Below are 17949 nucleotides of genomic sequence, written 5' to 3'. Positions count from 1 at the left end.
CCGCGATGTCGAGGCGCCGGCGCGGCTGCCGGCTGTGTTCGTTTTGGCTGGCGTGGCCGGCGCGTCAGGCTGGCCGCGCGATCCGCAGCGCCAGTTGCAGCAGCCCGTCCCATGGTTCGGCCGGCAGGCTGCCCGCCGCGCCACCCGCGCCTGGCAGGTCCGACAAGCCCTTGACCTGCCGGTCCAGCCGCGCGGCCATGGCCAGCGCGGCCTCCAGCTGCGGCATCGACAGCCGCTGCGCGGCCTGCGGCACCAGCCGTTCGCGCGGGCCCCAGACGCGCAGCTCGCGCATCAGCACGCCCGCCGGCTTGCCGGCCGCCAGCCCTTGCCGGACCTTGGATAATACGCGAATTTCCTCGGTCAGCGCCCACAGCACCAGCACCGTGGCCTCGCCCTCGCCGCGCAGCCCTTCGAGCATCCGGGTCAGGCGCGGCACGTCGCCGCCCAGCATGGCCTCGGACAGCTTGAAGACGTCGTAGCGGGCCACGTTCAGCACCGCGTCGTGCACTGCATCGAAGGTCAGCACGCCCGGCGGGTACAACAGGCCGAGTTTCTGGATTTCCTGGTGCGCGGCCAGCAGGTTGCCTTCCACCTTGTCGGCGATGAACTGCAGCGCACGCCGGCCGGCCTCGCCCGGCTCCACCCGCTGCTGCTGCAGCGCCAGCCGGTCGCCCACCCACGCCGGCAGCCGCGTGCGGTCCACCGCGTCGACCTTGATCGACACGCCGGCCGATTCCAGCGCCTGGAACCAGGCCGACTTGGACGCGGCGAAGTCCAGCCGCGGCAGCGTCACCAGCATCACCACGTCGGGCGACGGCTGGGCCGCCACGGCCCGCAGCGCCTCGCCGCCGTCCTTGCCGGGCTTGCCCGACGGCACGCGCAGTTCCACGATCTTGCGGTCGCCGAACAGCGACATCGACTGCTGGGCCTCGGTGAGCTGGCTCCAGTGGAACCCGCGTTCGGCCACCAGCACCTCGCGCTCGGTGTAGCCGGCCTCGCGCGCGGCGCGGCGCAGGCGGTCCACCGCCTCCAGCACCAGCAGGTGCTCGTCGCCATGCACCACGTAGAGCGGCGCCAGGCCCCTGGCCTGGGCCTGCTTCAGGTGGCCTTCGAGTCCGTCGAGCTTGAGCTGCATCCCGGCCCTGGCCGCCTCAGATCGTCTTGACCGCGGCCAGCCGGCGCATCAGTTGCTGCACGATGTCCTTCTGCATGTCGCGGTAGAGCTGCTGCTCTTCGTACGTCTTGGCCAGCGTGTTGGCTTCGTTGTAGGTCAGGTCGCGCGTCAGCAGCAGCGTGGACGGCGCGATCAGTTCCTTGCCGGCCGCGTCGCGCAGCCTGAAGGTGAAGCGCTGCGTCAGCCGGTATTCGCGCACCACGCCCTGGGCCGTGATCGACAGGATCGAGCGGTACTGCGCGTCCTGCAGCACGTCCAGCAGCGCGTCGGCCTGCGCCTGGTCCTCGACGATCAGCGTGTCGGAGCCGTTGCGGATGTTGCGGCGCAGGTCCGCGCCCATCAGCGAATTGGCCGGCAGCCCGATGTAAAGCTTCTTGAACGCGAAGTCCGCGCTGCCGCGCATGTGAAAGCCGCAACCGGCCAGCAGGCCGGCCGCCACCGTCGCCGCACCGAGGGCGAGAAATCCGCGGCGTCCCATGTCCGGTCGATCCATTGCCATGTCTTCCTGGTTAAGGGGTCTCAGAGCACCACGTTGACGAGCCGGCCCGGCACGACCACGATCTTCTTGGGCGCGCCGCCGTTGGCAAACTTCGCCACGATGTCGCTGCCGGCGGCCGCGGCCTCGATGGCGGCGCGGTCGGCATCGGCCGGCACCGTCAGGCTGCCCCGGACCTTGCCGTTGACCTGCAGCACCAGTTCGATCTCGCTGCGCACCAGCGCGGCCTCGTCCACCTGCGGCCAGGCGGCGTCGAGGATGTCGCCGGCCTCGGCCGCGTAGCCCAGCTCGGCCCACAGGCCGTGGGCGATGTGCGGCACCACCGGGTACAGCACGCGCAGCAGGATGCTGAAGCCCTCGCGGCGCGCGGCCGGCGACGCGCCCTTGGCGTCTTCCAGCGCGTTCAGCATCTTCATCGTGGCCGACACGACGGTGTTGTACTGGATCCGCTCGTAGTCGTAGTTGGCCTGCTTGAGCACCGTATGCAGCTCACGGCGCAGGTCGGCATCGGCGGCGGCCGGCTGGCTGCCCGCGCCGTCGCGGATTGCCGCGGCGTTGGCGTAGCCATAGTTCCACACGCGGCGCAGGAAGCGCGACGCGCCTTCCACGCCCGATCCGCTCCATTCAAGCTGCTGCTCGGGCGGCGCGGCGAACATCACGAACAGGCGCGCGGTGTCGGCGCCGTACTGGTCGATCAGGGCCTGCGGGTCGATGCCGTTGTTCTTGGACTTCGACATCTTCTCGACCCCGCCGATCACCACTGGCTGGCCGTCGGCCTGCAGCGTGGCGCCGGACGGGCGGCCGCGCTCGTCGGTCTGCACGTCGACCTCGGCCGGGTTGTACCAGGTCTTCTTGCCGCTGGCGTCCTCGCGGAAGTACGTCTCGTTGAGCACCATGCCCTGCGTCAGCAGGTTGGTGAACGGCTCGTCGAACTTGACCAGGCCCAGGTCGCGCATGACCTTGGTCCAGAAGCGCGCGTACAGCAGGTGCAGGATTGCGTGCTCGATCCCGCCGATGTACTGGTCCATCGGCATCCAGTAGTCGTTGCGGGCATCGACCATCGTGGCGGCGTCCGGGCACGTGTAGCGCATGTAGTACCAGCACGAGTCGATGAACGTGTCCATCGTGTCGGTCTCGCGGCGCGCCGGCTTGCCGCATGACGGGCAGGTGCATTCCAGGAAGCGTGCGTCCTTGTTCAGCGGGTTGCCCGTGCCGTCCGGCACCAGGTCTTCGGGCAGCACCACGGGCAGGTCCTGCTCGGGCACCGGCACCACGCCGCAGGCGTCGCAGTGGATCAGCGGGATCGGCGTGCCCCAGTAGCGCTGGCGCGAGATGCCCCAGTCGCGCAGGCGCCAGGTCACCTTCTTCTCGCCCAGGCCCTTGGCGGCCAGGTCCGCGGCGATGGCGTCCACCGCCGCCTTGTAGGCCAGGCCGTCGTACTTGCCGCTGTCGATGCAGACGCCCTGCTCCTTGTCGCCGTACCACTCCTGCCAAGCGTCGGTCGAATACGGCTGGCCCTTGACGTCGATGACCTGGCGGATCGGCAGGCCGTACTTGTTGGCAAACGCGAAGTCGCGCTCGTCGTGCGCCGGCACGCCCATGACCGCGCCGTCGCCGTAGCTCATCAGCACGTAGTTGCCCACCCAGACGTCCACCTGCTCGCCGGTCAGCGGGTGCGTGACCTGCAGGCCGGTGGGCATGCCTTTCTTCTCCATGGTCGCCATGTCGGCTTCCATGACCGAGCCGTGCTTGCATTCGTCGATGAAGGCGGCCAGTTCGGGGTTGGTGGCGGCGGCGTGCGTGGCCAGCGGGTGCTCGGCGGCCACGGCGCAGAACGTCACGCCCATGATCGTGTCGGCGCGCGTGGTGAACACGTAGAGCTTGCCGTCCTGGATCGGCTGGCCGGCGGCGTCGCGGATGTCATGCGGGAACGCAAAGCGCACGCCCTCGCTGCGGCCGATCCAGTTCTGCTGCATGATCTTGACGCGCTCGGGCCAGCCCAGGCCGTCCAGGTCGCCCAGCAGTTCCTGCGCGTAGTCGGTGATGCGCAGGTAGTACATCGGGATCTCGCGCTTTTCCACCACGGCGCCCGATCGCCAGCCGCGGCCGTCGATCACCTGCTCGTTGGCCAGCACGGTCTGGTCCACCGGGTCCCAGTTCACGGTGCCGGTCTTGCGGTAGGCAATGCCGCGCTCCAGCATCTTCAGGAACAGCCACTGGTTCCAGCGGTAGTAGTCGGGGCTGCACGTGGCCACCTCGCGCGACCAGTCGATCGCCAGGCCCATCGACTGCATCTGCTTCTTCATGTAAGCGATGTTGTCGTAGGTCCAGGCGGCCGGCGCCACCTTGTTGTTCAGCGCGGCGTTCTCGGCGGGCATGCCGAACGCGTCCCAGCCCATCGGCATCAGCACGTTGCGGCCGTTCATGCGCAGGTAGCGCGCCATCACGTCGTTGATCGTGTAGTTGCGCACGTGGCCCATGTGCAGCTTGCCCGACGGGTACGGCAGCATCGAGCAGGCGTAGAACTTGGCTTTTTCCTTGCCGTCCGGTCCGACCGCGTGCTCCGATACCCGGTAGGCATCGATGGCTTGCCAATGCTGCTGGGCGGCTTGTTCAACGGCGGACGGAAGATATTTGTCTTGCATGGTCGGGACGACGGGTCTGGACAACGGGCTCGCGCGGCAACGGGCGCGCCGGGCGGCCGGGGGGATCGGAATGCGAAAGCAGCGATTATAACCGTGGCCGGCCCCGAATCCGGGCCGCCACGGGGCGCTGCAAGTCTGCGGAAAGCCGGCGCCTGGCCGCCCCGAGGCGGCGCGCCGGACGGATTACTTCAGGCCCAGCACGTCCTGCATGTCGAACATGCCGGCCGGCTTGTCCGCGAGGAAGCGGGCGGCACGGACGGCACCATCGGCATACGACTGGCGGCTCGACGACTTGTGGCTGATCTCGATCCGCTCGCCGATGCCGGCGAACATCACGGTGTGATCGCCGACGATGTCGCCGCCGCGCACCGTGGCAAAGCCGATGCTGTTGGCGTCGCGCGGACCCGTGTGGCCTTCGCGGGCATAGACGGCGCAGTCGTCAAGGTTGCGACCGAGTGCATTGGCAATCACCTCACCCATCGTCAGCGCGGTGCCGGACGGGGCATCGACCTTGTGGCGATGGTGCGCCTCGATGACCTCGATGTCGTAGCCGGTGGACAGCAGCCGGGCGGCCACGTCGAGCAGCTTGAACGTGGCATTCACGCCCACGCTGAAGTTCGACGCGAACACGACGCCGATGGACTTGGCGGCGTCGGCCAGCGCCTGCTTGCCCGCCGCGTCGAAGCCCGTGGTGCCGACGACGATCTTCTTGCCCAGCCGGCGGGCCGCGTCCAGGTGCACGAGCGTGCCTTCCGGGCGTGTGAAATCGATCAGGCAGTCGGCGGCGGCCATGACGGCGTCGATGTCGGCCGTGATCGGCAGCCCGGTGTTGCGGCCCAGGAACAGCCCGGCGTCCTGGCCCAGCGCGGGCGAGGCGGCATGTTCGAGCGCCCCGGCCAGCGTCACGCCGTCGGTGTTCAGCACGGTTTCGATCAGCATGCGGCCCATGCGGCCGGAAGCCCCTGCGATGGCGATTTTCATGATGGGTATCGGGGAGACGGACGCCCGGCGGATCTGCCGGGCGCGGGGTGCGATGAGATGCCGGTCGGAACGGGCCGGCGGCCGTGGCCGGTCAGCTGGCCGGTTTGTCCTGGGCGGCGCTGGTGGCCGGTGCCTGCGCGGCCGGCTCGGACGCCGGCGGCGTGCCCACCGCCGCATCGGCAGCCGGGGTCGCCGGTGCAGCCGGGGCCGCCTGGGCGGCGGATGCGGCCGGGGCGGACGAAGAGGACGACGAGGACGACGACCCGACACCGATCTTCTGGTTGCGCTGGGCGGCCTTCATGCCGTCGATTTCGGCGATCAGTTCGTATTCCGACGGCAGGTCGTCACCCTGCCACTTGGTCAGCGTGTCGCCATCGAAGAACACCGTGAACTTGCGCGACTGGACTACCGGCGTGGCACCCCGGCGGAACGAGAAGTAGTAGTCCCAGCGGTTGCCGTGGAACACGTCCTGCAGCAGCGGCGTGCCCAGCAGGAAGCGCACCTGGTCGCGCGTCATGCCTTCGCGCAGTTGCGCCGCCGCCTCGCGCGAGACGAAGTTGCCCTGGACGATGTTGATGCGATAAGGCGTGATGGCTTCTGCCACCTTGCGCGACGTGCTGTCGTAGGCCGAGCAGGCACCGGCCAGCAGCGCGGCGGCCAGCAGGGATGAAACCAGCGCCGGGCGCATGGCGGACGAACGGAATGAACGCATGTATCTCGCTTCCAGACGGGAATGGTTCTGTGCCGGAACCGGCGCACCGCGCGAGAGCGGCGGCGTCCGGCACGGCCAGGCGCATCGCGGGTACGCCACCCTGCGGGCGGCGTCCGGGCGCCATGGCACCGGGGCGACTTTTGTCGCCAAAACCCTTATGATTCAACTATCCAGACATTGTACTCTAGGGAGTCACGCCCATGCCGAGTCCGGCGGACCTCAAAAACATCGGCCTCAAGGCGACCGTCCCCCGCCTGAAGATTCTTGAAATCTTCCAGACCAGCGAACAGCGCCATCTCAGCGCGGAAGACGTCTACCGGATCCTGCTCAACGAGCATATGGATATCGGCCTCGCCACGGTCTATCGCGTCCTGACCCAGTTCGAACAGGCGGGCCTGCTGTCCCGCAACAACTTCGAATCGGGCAAGGCCATCTTCGAACTCAACGAAGGCAAGCACCACGACCACCTGGTGTGCCTGGACTGCGGTCGCGTCGAGGAATTCTTCGACGGCGACATCGAGCAGCGCCAGCAGAGCATCGCGCGCGAGCGCGGCTTCGCCTTGCAGGAACATGCGTTGTCGCTGTACGGCAACTGCACCAAGAACGACTGTCCCCACCGACCCAAACGATAAGCCGCGCCGGCACTGGCCCTATGCCAGGCCGAGCCCCGCAGACAAAGAAAAACCGGCGCCTCGGCGCCGGTTTTTTCATGGTCCAGGCCGTCCGCCGGCGGGTTATTCCTGCGGCAGGTCGTCCGGCGCGGCTTCGGTCACCACGCGCAGGTTGCGCACGGTGGAAGCCTGCGGCAGCCCCACGAACTCGCCGACGACCTGGCGGAACAGGTTGCGGGCCCAGACCAGCATCGGATGGGTATTGCGGCTGCGGTGCCAGAACATGTTCAGGCCCAGCGTCGTATTGAGCTCGGCCGGCAGCGGGAACGCCTTGAGGCCGTAGGTCTCGCACGCCATGTCCTTGGTCAGCGCGCTGACGGTGAAGATCATGTCGGTCTGGGCGGCCAGTTCGGCCTGGGCGCGCCAGGAATGGACGGTCAGCGTGGCATTGCGCTTGAGGCCGCGCTGCTGCAGCGCGTAGTCCAGCGGGATCAGCGCCGTGGCCGGCCGGCCCGTGCCGCCCGAGTGCGCCATGAAGATATGGCTGCAGTCGAGATACTGTTCCAGCGTGCAATCGTTCTTCAGGACCGGATGGTTCTTGCGTGCGCAAACCCAGAGGTTCAGCGACGTGACCATTTCTTCGACGATTTCCGGGTGGCGGGTGGGAAATGGCGAAAATGCCAGGTCGAGTTCGTTGGCGCGCATCGACGCCACGTCACTTTCCCACGAATGCGACTCCACCAGCCGGATATGCAGGTCGGGCGCCAGTTGCTTGATACGCAGCACGAAGCGGTTGAAGACCGTATCGCCCAGTTCGGCCGCAAAGCCGATGCTCAGCGTGCCGGTGGCGACGGCCGGATCGAAATTGTCGGCGTCGCCCTCGTTGATCGACGACCAGAGGTCCAGCATGTCGCGGATCTTCGGGCCGAGTTCGAGCGCGCGGGGCGTCGGCGTCAGGCCGTGCGGCACACGGATAAAAAGAGGGTCGTCGAAGATTTCGCGCAGGCGGCCAAGCGAGTGCGAGACGGCAGGCGCCGTCATGTGCATTTTCTCGGCCACATAAGTGGCGTTTCGCTTGCTCAGCAGCTCGGTGAAAATCACCAGCAGCTTGGTATCCACGTTCACCATGATCACGCCCGGTTGGAAAGTCTCACGCGTCGACGGCCCACCACTTTCACTGGCTGCACATCAGATTTCAACAGATTCTTCCGAGTGTAAGAGAAAAAATCGGCAGCGGAAAGCAAATTCAGCATTTCTCGCACTACTTCAAATGCAGATAAGCGGATTTTTGACGACTTCGGGACAGATAATGTCAAAAAACCACGGCATCACGCGCCGACGGCCCGCCATATTGATCGATGTGGGCCGATTCCTGCCTTGCGCAGACGCATATTCTTAAGAATTTTCGGGTTTTTTAATAGCTCCCAGCCGCCAGCGCCCACAAAAAAACGCGCCCGAAGGCGCGTTTTCCGTGAAGCGGGGTCGATGCGGCCGATTACTTGGCCACGACGCGTGCCATTTCCAGGCACTTGTTCGAATAACCCCACTCGTTGTCGTACCAGCTCACGACCTTGATGAACGTGCCGTCCAGCGCGATACCGGCTTCGGCGTCGAAAATCGAGGTGCGCGCGTCGCCGCGGAAGTCCGTGGCCACGACCTTGTCTTCCGTGTAGCCCAGCACGCCCTTCAGCGCGCCCTGGCTCTGGGCCTTCATCTCGGCGCAGATTTCCTCGTACTTGGCCGGCTTTTCCAGCTCGACGGTCAGGTCGACCACCGACACATCCGAGGTCGGCACGCGGAACGACATGCCGGTCAGCTTCTTGTTCAACTGCGGAATCACCACGCCCACGGCCTTGGCGGCGCCGGTCGACGACGGGATGATGTTTTCCAGGATGCCGCGGCCACCGCGCCAGTCCTTGTTCGACGGGCCGTCGACGGTCTTCTGCGTCGCCGTGGCGGCGTGTACGGTCGTCATCAGGCCGCGCTTGATGCCCCACTTGTCGTTCAGCACCTTGGCCACCGGGGCCAGGCAGTTCGTGGTGCAGCTGGCGTTCGAGATGATCGCCTCGCCCTTGTACGAGTCGTGGTTCACGCCGTACACGAACATCGGGGTGTCGTCCTTCGACGGGGCCGACATGATCACCTTCTTGGCGCCCGCGTCGATGTGCTTCTGCGCGCCTTCCTTGGTCAGGAAGATGCCGGTCGACTCGATCACCACGTCCACGCCAGCCTCGCCCCACTTCAGCTCGGCCGGATCCTTGACGGCGGTCAGGCGAATCTTCTTGCCGTTCACGACCAGCGTGTTGCCGTCCACCGACACTTCGCCGTCGAAGCGGCCATGCACCGAGTCGTACTGGAGCATGTAGGCCAGGTAGTCCGGTTCGAGCAGGTCGTTGATGGCGACGACTTCCACGTCCTTGAAGTTCGCCACGGCGGCGCGGAACACCATGCGTCCGATGCGGCCGAAGCCGTTGATGCCGATCTTGATGGTCATGTCTATCTCCTAGAGTGCAATCGATGAAGCCGGTAGCGCGCGCCGGTTGCCGGCGCATCGCACCGGCCAACCGCGCGGGCGAGATTTACTGGGCCAGCGTGGCGCGGACGGTGTCCGCCACGTTTTCCACGGTGAAGCCGAAATGCTTGAACAGCACGCCGGCCGGGGCCGACTCGCCGAAGGTGTCGATGCCGACGACGGCCTGCACCTGGTATTTCCACCAGAAGTCCGTCACGCCGGCTTCCACGGCCACGCGCGGCACGCCGGCCGGCAGCACGCTGGCCTTGTAGGCGGCGTCCTGCTTGTCGAACACGGTCGTGGCCGGCACCGAGACCACGCGCACGTACACGCCATCGGCGGCCAGCGCGTCGGCCGCGCCCACGGCCAGGCCCACTTCCGAACCCGTGGCCAGAATCACGGCGTCCGGACGCTTGGTGCGCGGGTTCCTGGCGTCGCGCAGCACGTAGCCGCCGCGGGCGATGTTGGCGCGCGTCGCGTCGTCACGCTGCTGGAACGGCAGGTTCTGGCGGCTGAAGATCAGGCAGCTCGGGCCGTTCTCGCGGCGGATCGCCTGGGCCCAGGCCACGGCGGTCTCGGTGGTGTCGGCGGTACGCCAGACGTCCATGTTCGGGATCAGGCGCAGGCTGGCCACGTGCTCGATCGACTGGTGCGTCGGGCCGTCCTCGCCCAGGCCGATCGAATCGTGCGTGAACACGAACAGCGAGCGGATCTTCATCAGCGCGGCCATGCGCAGCGCGTTGCGGCTGTAGTCCGAGAACGTCAGGAACGTGGCGCCGTAGGGCACGTAGCCGCCATGCAGCGCGATGCCGTTCATGATGGCGCTCATGCCGAACTCGCGCACGCCGTAGTTGATGTGGTTGCCCCAGGCGTCCACGCGCACCGGCTGCGTGCCCGACCAGTTGGTCAGGTTCGAGCCGGTCAGGTCGGCCGAGCCGCCCAGGAATTCGGGCAGCACCGGCGCGAACGCCTCGATCGTGTTCTGGCTGGCCTTGCGCGTGGCGATGGTCTCGGCCTTTTCCTCGCACTTGGCGATGAAGGCGTCCACGGTGGCGTCAAACGCGGCCGGCAGTTCGCCACGCATGCGGCGCTTGAATTCGCCGGCCTCGTTCGGATGCAGTTCGGCGTAGGCGTCGAACAGTGCGTCCCAGGCCTTTTCCAGCGCCGCGCCGGTGGTCTTGGCGTTCCAGGCCGCGTAGACGTCCTCGGGCAGCTCGAACGGGGCGTGCGCCCAGCCCAGCGCCTCGCGCGTGGCCAGCACTTCGGCGCCGCCCAGCGGGGCGCCGTGCACGTCGTGGCCGCCGGCCTTGTTCGGCGCGCCCTTGCCGATGATCGTGCGGCAGCAGATCAGCGTCGGCTTGTCGCTGGCCTTGGCCTGGGCGATGGCGTTGTCCACGGCCACCACGTCATGGCCGTCCACGGCGCGGATCACGTTCCAGCCATAGGCCTCGAAGCGCTTGGGCGTGTCGTCGGCAAACCAGTGCACCACGTCGCCGTCGATCGAGATGCCGTTGTCGTCCCAGAACGCGATCAGCTTGTTCAGCTTCAGCGTGCCGGCCAGCGAGCAGGCCTCGTGGCTGATGCCTTCCATCAGGCAGCCGTCGCCCATGAACACGTACGTGTGGTGGTTGACGATGTCGAAGCCCGGGCGGTTGAATTCCTCGGCCAGCAGGCGTTCCGCCAGCGCCATGCCCACCGCGTTGGTGATGCCCTGGCCCAGCGGGCCGGTCGTGGTTTCCACGCCCGGCGTGATGCCGTACTCGGGGTGGCCCGCCGTCTTGCTGTGCAGCTGGCGGAAGTTGCGCAGCTCTTCCACGGGCAGGTCGTAGCCGGTCAGGTGCAGCAGGGCATAAATCAGCATCGATCCGTGGCCGTTAGACAGCACGAAGCGGTCGCGGTCGGCCCACTGCGGATTGACCGGGTTATGCTTCAGGTGCCGTCCCCACAGCGCCACGGCGATGTCCGCCATCCCCATCGGCGCGCCGGGGTGGCCGGAGTTGGCCTGCTGGACGGCGTCCATGGCGAGCACGCGGATGGCATCGGCCATCAGCTTGACGGGTTGGTTGGCGAAAGGACTGGTGGCGGGATGGGCGAGGGCAGACATGCGGGAACCTGACGGCGGGAAAACCGCAATTTTAGCAGAAGCAGGCGGCATTTCCGGGCGTCCGGACACGTCCCGAAGGGGGTCTCAGACGTGGACCGAATGGCTGGCGCCCGGCGTGGGCACCACGCTGGGCGAGATTGCCGTGCTGGCGGCCACGCGCACGCCCCACCAGCAGGTGGAAATTGGCGAGAACGCGCGCTTTGGCCGGATTTTCCGGCTGGATGGCCGCGTGATGAGCACCGAAGCCGACGCCTTCATCCAGCACGAGCTGATGACCATGCCGATGGCGGCAGTGCACGGTTCGCCACGTAGCGCGCTGGTCGTGGGCGGCGGCGACGGCGGCTCGGCCTTCGAACTGCTGCGGATTCCCACGATGCGGGAAGTCGTGGTGGCCGAACTGGACGCCGAAGTCGTGCGGTTGGCGCGCACGTGGCTGGCCGGCATCCACCGGGGCGCGCTCGACGAGCCCGGCGATGCACGCCTGCACATCGCCATCGGCGACGGCCTGGGGCTGATGGAAGCCTTTGCGCGGGCCGGCCGCCAGTTCGACCTGATCGTCTATGACCTGACCGAGGCCGACGACGGCAGTCCCGCCGCCGCCCTCTTCTCCCCGCACGGCATGCAGACCGCGCGCCGCTGCCTGACACCGGGCGGGGCGATCTCGATGCATCTCGGACCGCCGTGGCACCGGCCCGATGCCAGCCGCCTGCTGCTGGCCCGGCTGCGCCAGGTGTTCCGGCACGTGGCGCCGCTGACCACGTTCATCCCCGCGTATGGCGCGCTGTGGGGCATCGCACTGGCCAGCGACGCGCTTGACATCGCCACCCATCCGCCCGCGCGCATTGCCGACCGGCTGCGCCAGTGGCAGCTCGACGGCGCCCTGCGCGCCTACCGCGCCGAGCTGCATCCGGCGCTGTTCGATCACCCGCGCCACCTCCAGGCGATCTTCGACAGCGCTGGCCGTCCCGCGTAACATGCACGGACGCCACGCCGCGCCGTGCGGCCGGGCGCTTGTGCCATCCGGGAGACCCTCATGTCCAGACCGCCCAATACGCCCTGGCTGACGCCCTATCTCACGGTCGCCAGCGGACGCGCCGCCATCGATTTCTACCAGCGGGCCTTCGGCTTCGAAGCCGGCCACGTGGTCGACGAAAACGGCGTGCCCACCCATGCCGAGATGCATTACCGGGGCCAGCTCGTCATCATGTTCGCGCCCGAGGGCGCCTGGGGCAGCACGGCCCGCACGCCCCGCTCCATGGGCGTGGAAGCACCCCAGACGTTCTACGTCTACTGCGACGACGTGGACGCGCTGTACGCGCGCGCCATTGCTGCCGGCGCCACCAGCATCGCGCCGCCAGCCGACCAGTTCTGGGGCGACCGCTACTGCATGGTCGAGGACCCCGATGGATACCGATGGGGCTTCGCCACGCGGCTGGCCGCATCCCCCGACGCCACCCCCAACGCTTGATGCCACCGAGATTCTTTGTCGATACGGCGCTCGTCGCCGATGCCGTGCTGCCGTTGCCCGAACCCGTCGTCCGCCACGTGCAGGTGCTGCGCCTGGCCACCGGCGACGCCATCACGCTGTTCAACGGCCAGGGCGGCAGCCACGCCGCCACGCTGGCCGAGATCGGCAAGCGGCACGCGCTGGCCCGCGTGGGCGCCCACGACGCCACCGAGGCCGAAACGCCATTCGCCGTCACGCTGGCCCAGGGGCTGGCCGGCGGCGACAAGATGGACTGGCTGATCGAGAAAGCCGTGGAACTGGGAGTCACGGCGATCCAGCCGCTGCAGGCCAGCCGCTCGGTCGTGCGGCTGTCTGGCGACCGCGCGGCCAAGCGCCAGGCGCACTGGCAGGCGCTGGTGCAGGCCGCGTGCGAACAATGCGGACGCAATCGCTTGCCGGCCGTGGCGCCGGTCGCTACCTTGGAAGCGTGGCTGGCCAGCGCACCGGCCTCGGGCGCCCGGCTGCTGCTGTCGCCGCGCGCGTCCGGGTCGCTGGCGGACCTGGCCGCGACGCACCGTGACGCATGGCGTGCCACGGGCGTCACGCTGCTGATCGGGCCCGAAGGCGGCTTGTCCGCCGACGAGGAAGACGCCGCGCGCCGCGCCGGTTTCATCGGCGTGACGCTGGGGCCGCGCATCCTGCGCACGGAAACCGCCGGGCTGGCATGCCTGGCAACGCTGAACGCCATCCTTGGCGGATTTTGATAAGGAGTCTGAGATGGGACTACTCGATAGCGTGCTGGGTGGCGTGCTGGGCCAGCGGGGCGGCCAGCCGGGCCAGTCCGGCGGCGTCAATCCGAAGCTGATCATGGCCCTTGGCCTGCTGGCGATGCTGGCCATGCGCAACAAGCACCAGGGCGCCGACGGCAGCGTGGCGCCGGCCGACCCCGCCGACGCGGGCGCGGCGGGTGGCGGGCTGGGCGGACTCGGGGGTCTGGGTGGCCTGGGTGGCCTGGGCGGGATGCTCGGCGGCATGCTGGGCGGCGGCAGCGCGCCGGCGCCGGGCGGTCTCGACCTCGGATCGCTGCTGGGCGGCCTGCTGGGCGGCCAGGGCGAAGCCGGCGGATCGGCGCAGGCGATGGGCGCGGCGGCCGGCGGCATCGGCGCGTTGCGCGACATCCTGGGCCAGGCCGGGCTGGGCCATCAGGTGGATTCCTGGATCGGCACCGGCGCCAACGAGGCGGTCAGCCCGGCCGACCTGTCGTCGGCGCTGGGCGACACCGGCGCGCTGCAGTCGCTGGCGGAAACCACCGGCATGTCATCCGACGACGTGGCCGCGAGCCTCAGCGAGGGCCTGCCGGAACTGATCGACCGCCTCACGCCGAGCGGGCAGCTCCCGCCGGCGGCCTGAACGCCCGCGCCACGGCGCTCGCCCAAACAAAAAGCCCGCTGGCAGCAGCGGGCTTTTTTTCATCATGCCAGCGCGGAGCCGGCGCGGCGCTCAGGCGAACGAGTAGAACACCCGGAACTGCACCTTGCGCTCGCCCCAGAACTCGGCGGCGTCACGGAATACGTCGAGCAGCACCTCGCGCGCTTCCTTGTCGAACTTCTGCGCGATCGGCAGACCTTCCAGCACGATCACGAAACCGGGCTGCGGGCCCGACTTGTGGATCATGTCGGTCAGGCAGTCGGACAGGGCGTCGAAATTCTTGCCGAAATGCTTCGGGAACGTGAATTCCGTGGCAATCCGCTCCAGGATTTCCGCCTTGCTCGCGCAATCGGCGCAGTTGGCGTACAGGAAATGCTGGTTCAGCGCGGCGGCGGCCTGGGACAGCTCGGGCACCCGGAACGCGCGGATCGACTGGACGATGTTGGGACGCACCGTCTTGAACAGATTCATGGCTCCCTCGTTGGTGCCGTCGTCAGCCCACGTGACCATGACTGGCGCACAGGCGGGCGGAAGTCGGTGCGTCAGATCCTGGCGGGGCATCATCAGCACGTTGTCATATAGGTTCTGGGCGTGATGGTGAGCCCTTTGCCAGCCATCTCCGGCGCCGCGCTCCTCGCGGGCGGCAAGGGCGTCGCCCAGTCCGAAAATGTCAGTCATCATTTGGTTATCCGTTTGAAACTGTTGTAGTGGTCTTCCGTGTAATAGCAGTCGTTGGCGGCGCGTTGGTCACCACCGCACACGATCCGCCTGGCTCCCCGATTCCGGCTCTTGCTGTTCTTGACGGTGTATTCGCGGTAATACCCGCGAGGCTGCTGCGGCAGGATGCGTTCGTAGTTGCCGAACCGCGAACCATCCTTGTCATACGGGAACGGCCCGCCGGCCTGTATCAGCTCCAGCGTCTGCTGCGCCTCGTTGGGCAACTGCGGGGCCGCGATGGTTCCCACCATCCCGGCCAGGTCGGGCGACTGCCTTGCCATCGCACCCTGCGGCGCCAGGGACAGCGCCATCGTCAGCGCCGCGCCGGCCAACACGTGGCCCAGGCTCCGTACCAGGCTCAGGGACTGCCGACTTGACTGCCGCTGCGACTGGCTTTGCGAATTCCGGGAACCCACGATGGTGAATGAATCGTTGGCGAAGGTTGGTGGCGGGTCATTCCGGCGCCACGCAGAAAGGCCCGCGACGGCTCCGGCACGCCCAGGCGAGCGTCCGCATTCAAAGGCGTAAGGTTACGCGCAAGTCCACCATTAATCAATCCCCGCGCCGTGGCAGGCGGAATTTCTTCAATTGTTTCAATATGTTATTGATATGTGTGCGCATACTAACCTCGCAAGGGGCGCCGGGCGCGGACATGAAAAAAGCCGGGCGGACCCGGCTTCTGCATCACATGCGGACGATGGCCCGGCAGGCCGGTGCCGGCCCGCGGGCTTTTACGGCGATCAACCCTTGGCGGCGGCGTCCACCACGACCAGCGCGGTCATGTTGACGATACGGCGCACGGTGGCCGACGGTGTCAGGATATGCACCGGCGCCTTCACGCCCAGCAGGATTGGGCCGATGGCCACGTTGTTGCCGGCCGCCACCTTGAGCAGGTTGTACGAGATATTGGCCGCGTCGATGTTCGGGCAGACCAGCAGGTTGGCTTCGCCCTTGAGCGAGCCGTCCGGCACCAGCGAATCGCGCAGCTTCTCGTCCAGCGCGCTGTCGCCGTGCATTTCGCCATCGACTTCCAGGTCCGGCGCGCGGTCGCGCAGGATCTGCAGCGTATCGCGCATCTTGCGGGCCGACGGTGCCTCGGACGTGCCAAAGTTCGAATGCGACAGCAGCCCCACCTTCGGCTCGATGCCAAAGCGCTTCAGTTCCTCGGCCGCCATGATCGTGATCTCGGCCAGTTCCTCGGCGGTCGGGTCGACGTTCACGTGCGTGTCCACCAGGAAGATCTGGCGGCCCGGCAGCACCAGGCCGTTCATCGCGGCGTACACCTTGTTCGTGCCGCCGAGCACCTGGTCGATATAGCGCAGGTGGGCCGCCGTGGTGCTGACCGTGCCGCAGATCATGCCGTCGGCCTCGCCCTTCTTGACCAGCATCGCGCCGATCAGCGTGGTGCGGCGGCGCATTTCCAGCTTGGCGTACTGCTGGGTGACGCCCTCGCGGGCCATCATGCGGTAGTACGTGTCCGAGTAGTCGCGGAAGCGCTCGTCATGCTCGGGATTGACGACCGTGAAGTCCACGCCCATGCGCAGGCGCAGGCCAAAGCGCTCGATCCGGTGCGACAGCACGGCCGGACGGCCGATCAGGATCGGGTTGGCCAGCTTCTCGTCGACGATCACCTGCACGGCGCGCAGCACGCGTTCCTCTTCGCCCTCGGCAAAGACGATGCGCTTCTTTTCCATCTCCACCTTGCGCGCGGCCGCGTAGATCGGCTTCATCAGCGTGCCCGAGTGGTAGACGAACTGCTGCAGTTGCAGGCGATACGCGTCCATGTCCTCGATCGGCCGCGCGGCCACGCCGCTCTTGGCCGCCGCCTCGGCCACGGCCGGCGCGATCTTGACGATCAGGCGCGGGTCGAACGGCTTCGGGATCAGGTATTCGGGGCCGAACGACAGGTCCTGGATGCCATAGGCCGTGGCCACGATGTCGCTCTGTTCCTGGCGGGCCAGCTCTGCCACGGCGTTGGCCGCGGCAATCTCCATCTCGCGCGTGATCGTCGTCGCGCCGCAGTCCAGCGCGCCACGGAAGATGAACGGGAAGCAGAGGACGTTGTTGACCTGGTTCGGATAGTCGGTGCGGCCCGTGGCGATCACGGCGTCCGGACGCACTTCCTTGGCCAGTTCCGGCATGATTTCCGGGTTCGGGTTGGCCAGCGCCAGCACCAGCGGCTTGTCGGCCATCTTCTGCACCATTTCCGGCTTCAGCACGCCGGCGGCGGACAGGCCCAGGAAGATGTCGGCGCCGTCCATGACCTCGGCCAGCTTGCGCTTGTCGGTCTTCTGCGAGAAGCGCGCCTTTTCCGGGTCCATCAGCTCGGTGCGGCCCTCGTAGACCACGCCGGCCAGGTCCGTCACCCAGATGTTCTCGATCGGCAGGCCCATGTCGACCAGCAGGTCCAGGCAGGCCAGCGCAGCCGCGCCGGCGCCCGAGGCCACCAGCTTCACCTTGGAGATGTCCTTGCCGACGACCTTCAGCCCGTTGATGACCGCCGCGCCCACCACGATGGCGGTGCCGTGCTGGTCGTCGTGGAAGACGGGAATCTTCATCCGCTCGCGCAGCTTGCGCTCCACGTAGAAGCACTCCGGCGCCTTGATGTCTTCAAGGTTGATGCCGCCGAACGTGGGCTCCAGCGACGCGATGATGTCCACCAGCTTCTCGGGGTCCTTCTCGTCGATCTCGATGTCGAAGACGTCGATGCCGGCAAACTTCTTGAACAGCCCGCCCTTGCCTTCCATGACCGGCTTCGACGCCGCGGCGCCAATGTCGCCCAGGCCCAGCACGGCGGTACCGTTGGTGATCACGGCCACCAGGTTGCCACGGGCGGTATAGCGGAAGGAATTGGCCTGGTCGGCGACGATTTCCTCGCACGCGGCGGCCACGCCCGGCGAGTAGGCCAGGGCCAGGTCACGCTGGTTCGACAGCGGCTTGGTGGGGGTGACGGAAATCTTGCCGGGGGTCGGAAACTCGTGGTATTCGAGTGCGGCCTTGCGCAGCGCCTCACGCTGCTGCTGTTTCAGATCGTCTTGGGACGGGGACTGCTGAGGGCTTGTCATCTGCGCATCTTCCGATCAGTGGAGCCGCATGAATAACGCTGGGAATGAGCACGGGCC

The 17949-nt window shown here is 67.5% G+C and carries 16 protein-coding genes; 5 read left to right on the top strand and 11 right to left on the bottom strand.

Annotated elements, in window-relative coordinates; translation table 11 throughout:
* Positions 1–64: 64 nt before the first annotated feature.
* The 5 genes from holA to EHF44_RS08185 all read right to left on the bottom strand — a co-directional run bounded on the left by holA (position 65) and on the right by EHF44_RS08185 (position 6008).
* Positions 65–1135, bottom strand: a complete 1071-nt coding sequence (holA, locus tag EHF44_RS08205; protein WP_124683284.1) for a DNA polymerase III subunit delta — start codon at positions 1133–1135, stop codon at positions 65–67.
* Between the two features lie 16 nt (positions 1136–1151).
* Entirely contained in the window at positions 1152–1667 is a 516-nt protein-coding gene (gene lptE, locus EHF44_RS08200) for an LPS-assembly lipoprotein LptE (protein ID WP_124685036.1), read from the bottom strand.
* Between the two features lie 26 nt (positions 1668–1693).
* Positions 1694–4315 carry a leucine--tRNA ligase gene (gene leuS, locus EHF44_RS08195; protein WP_124683283.1) on the bottom strand — a complete coding sequence of 874 codons (2622 nt, stop codon included), beginning with the start codon at positions 4313–4315 and terminating at the stop codon, positions 1694–1696.
* Between the two features lie 183 nt (positions 4316–4498).
* Positions 4499–5296, bottom strand: a complete 798-nt coding sequence (dapB, locus tag EHF44_RS08190; protein WP_124683282.1) for a 4-hydroxy-tetrahydrodipicolinate reductase — start codon at positions 5294–5296, stop codon at positions 4499–4501.
* Positions 5297–5387: 91 nt separating this feature from the next.
* Positions 5388–6008: an outer membrane protein assembly factor BamE gene (locus EHF44_RS08185; RefSeq protein WP_124683281.1), complete on the bottom strand. Its 621-nt coding sequence runs from the start codon at positions 6006–6008 to the stop codon at positions 5388–5390.
* A gap of 200 nt (positions 6009–6208) precedes the next feature.
* Between EHF44_RS08185 and fur the strand changes: the two genes are divergently transcribed.
* A complete protein-coding gene (gene fur, locus EHF44_RS08180) occupies positions 6209–6640 on the top strand; it encodes a ferric iron uptake transcriptional regulator (protein ID WP_066732268.1) in 432 nt (143 codons plus the stop codon).
* A 102-nt stretch (positions 6641–6742) separates the two neighbouring features.
* On the opposite strand, the gene EHF44_RS08175 is transcribed toward fur, so the two are convergent.
* The 3 genes from EHF44_RS08175 to tkt form a co-directional block, all read right to left on the bottom strand.
* Positions 6743–7747 carry a LysR family transcriptional regulator gene (locus tag EHF44_RS08175; RefSeq protein WP_124683280.1) on the bottom strand — a complete coding sequence of 335 codons (1005 nt, stop codon included), beginning with the start codon at positions 7745–7747 and terminating at the stop codon, positions 6743–6745.
* A 367-nt stretch (positions 7748–8114) separates the two neighbouring features.
* Positions 8115–9113: a type I glyceraldehyde-3-phosphate dehydrogenase gene (gene gap / locus EHF44_RS08170; RefSeq protein ID WP_124683279.1), complete on the bottom strand. Its 999-nt coding sequence runs from the start codon at positions 9111–9113 to the stop codon at positions 8115–8117.
* 85 nt (positions 9114–9198) lie between these two features.
* On the bottom strand, positions 9199–11286 hold the full coding sequence (tkt, locus tag EHF44_RS08165) for a transketolase (protein ID WP_437340322.1): 2088 nt from the start codon (positions 11284–11286) through the stop codon (positions 9199–9201).
* 64 nt (positions 11287–11350) lie between these two features.
* Between tkt and EHF44_RS08160 the strand changes: the two genes are divergently transcribed.
* The 4 genes from EHF44_RS08160 to EHF44_RS08145 are packed head-to-tail and all read left to right on the top strand — an operon-like array spanning position 11351 to position 14092.
* Positions 11351–12208: a spermidine synthase gene (locus EHF44_RS08160; protein ID WP_253699998.1), complete on the top strand. Its 858-nt coding sequence runs from the start codon at positions 11351–11353 to the stop codon at positions 12206–12208.
* Between the two features lie 60 nt (positions 12209–12268).
* On the top strand, positions 12269–12703 hold the full coding sequence (locus tag EHF44_RS08155; RefSeq protein ID WP_124683276.1) for a VOC family protein: 435 nt from the start codon (positions 12269–12271) through the stop codon (positions 12701–12703).
* Positions 12703–13446 carry a 16S rRNA (uracil(1498)-N(3))-methyltransferase gene (locus EHF44_RS08150; RefSeq protein ID WP_124683275.1) on the top strand — a complete coding sequence of 248 codons (744 nt, stop codon included), beginning with the start codon at positions 12703–12705 and terminating at the stop codon, positions 13444–13446. The genes EHF44_RS08155 and EHF44_RS08150 overlap by 1 nt, the downstream gene beginning before the upstream one ends.
* Before the next feature lie 13 nt (positions 13447–13459).
* Positions 13460–14092, top strand: coding sequence for a YidB family protein (locus tag EHF44_RS08145; protein WP_124683274.1), 633 nt, complete (start codon positions 13460–13462; stop codon positions 14090–14092).
* Positions 14093–14182: 90 nt separating this feature from the next.
* Here the strand turns inward: EHF44_RS08145 and EHF44_RS08140 are convergent, their stop codons facing one another.
* The 3 genes from EHF44_RS08140 to EHF44_RS08130 all read right to left on the bottom strand — a co-directional run bounded on the left by EHF44_RS08140 (position 14183) and on the right by EHF44_RS08130 (position 17892).
* On the bottom strand, positions 14183–14791 hold the full coding sequence (locus tag EHF44_RS08140) for a barstar family protein (RefSeq protein ID WP_124683273.1): 609 nt from the start codon (positions 14789–14791) through the stop codon (positions 14183–14185).
* Positions 14788–15138, bottom strand: a complete 351-nt coding sequence (locus EHF44_RS08135; RefSeq protein WP_124683272.1) for a ribonuclease domain-containing protein — start codon at positions 15136–15138, stop codon at positions 14788–14790. The genes EHF44_RS08140 and EHF44_RS08135 overlap by 4 nt, the downstream gene beginning before the upstream one ends.
* 429 nt (positions 15139–15567) lie before the next feature.
* Positions 15568–17892, bottom strand: a complete 2325-nt coding sequence (locus EHF44_RS08130) for an NADP-dependent malic enzyme (RefSeq protein ID WP_124683271.1) — start codon at positions 17890–17892, stop codon at positions 15568–15570.
* Positions 17893–17949: the final 57 nt, after the last annotated feature.

Source organism: Cupriavidus pauculus, assembly GCF_003854935.1.
GTDB lineage: Bacteria > Pseudomonadota > Gammaproteobacteria > Burkholderiales > Burkholderiaceae > Cupriavidus > Cupriavidus pauculus_C.
This window is presented reverse-complemented; position numbering and strand designations above follow the sequence as displayed.

What these genes read in the sequence shown, in the direction of transcription:
- holA (WP_124683284.1), bottom strand. Translation starts at nt 1,135, where the DNA reads ATGCAGCTCAAGCTCGACGGACTCGAAGGCCACCTGAAGCAGGCCCAG.
- lptE (WP_124685036.1), bottom strand. Translation starts at nt 1,667, where the DNA reads ATGGATCGACCGGACATGGGACGCCGCGGATTTCTCGCCCTCGGTGCG.
- leuS (WP_124683283.1), bottom strand. Translation starts at nt 4,315, where the DNA reads ATGCAAGACAAATATCTTCCGTCCGCCGTTGAACAAGCCGCCCAGCAG.
- dapB (WP_124683282.1), bottom strand. Translation starts at nt 5,296, where the DNA reads ATGAAAATCGCCATCGCAGGGGCTTCCGGCCGCATGGGCCGCATGCTG.
- EHF44_RS08185 (WP_124683281.1), bottom strand. Translation starts at nt 6,008, where the DNA reads ATGCGTTCATTCCGTTCGTCCGCCATGCGCCCGGCGCTGGTTTCATCC.
- fur (WP_066732268.1), top strand. Translation starts at nt 6,209, where the DNA reads ATGCCGAGTCCGGCGGACCTCAAAAACATCGGCCTCAAGGCGACCGTC.
- EHF44_RS08175 (WP_124683280.1), bottom strand. Translation starts at nt 7,747, where the DNA reads ATGGTGAACGTGGATACCAAGCTGCTGGTGATTTTCACCGAGCTGCTG.
- gap (WP_124683279.1), bottom strand. Translation starts at nt 9,113, where the DNA reads ATGACCATCAAGATCGGCATCAACGGCTTCGGCCGCATCGGACGCATG.
- tkt (WP_437340322.1), bottom strand. Translation starts at nt 11,286, where the DNA reads ATGCCGCCTGCTTCTGCTAAAATTGCGGTTTTCCCGCCGTCAGGTTCC.
- EHF44_RS08155 (WP_124683276.1), top strand. Translation starts at nt 12,269, where the DNA reads ATGTCCAGACCGCCCAATACGCCCTGGCTGACGCCCTATCTCACGGTC.
- EHF44_RS08150 (WP_124683275.1), top strand. Translation starts at nt 12,703, where the DNA reads ATGCCACCGAGATTCTTTGTCGATACGGCGCTCGTCGCCGATGCCGTG.
- EHF44_RS08145 (WP_124683274.1), top strand. Translation starts at nt 13,460, where the DNA reads ATGGGACTACTCGATAGCGTGCTGGGTGGCGTGCTGGGCCAGCGGGGC.
- EHF44_RS08140 (WP_124683273.1), bottom strand. Translation starts at nt 14,791, where the DNA reads ATGATGACTGACATTTTCGGACTGGGCGACGCCCTTGCCGCCCGCGAG.
- EHF44_RS08135 (WP_124683272.1), bottom strand. Translation starts at nt 15,138, where the DNA reads ATGGCGCTGTCCCTGGCGCCGCAGGGTGCGATGGCAAGGCAGTCGCCC.
- EHF44_RS08130 (WP_124683271.1), bottom strand. Translation starts at nt 17,892, where the DNA reads ATGACAAGCCCTCAGCAGTCCCCGTCCCAAGACGATCTGAAACAGCAG.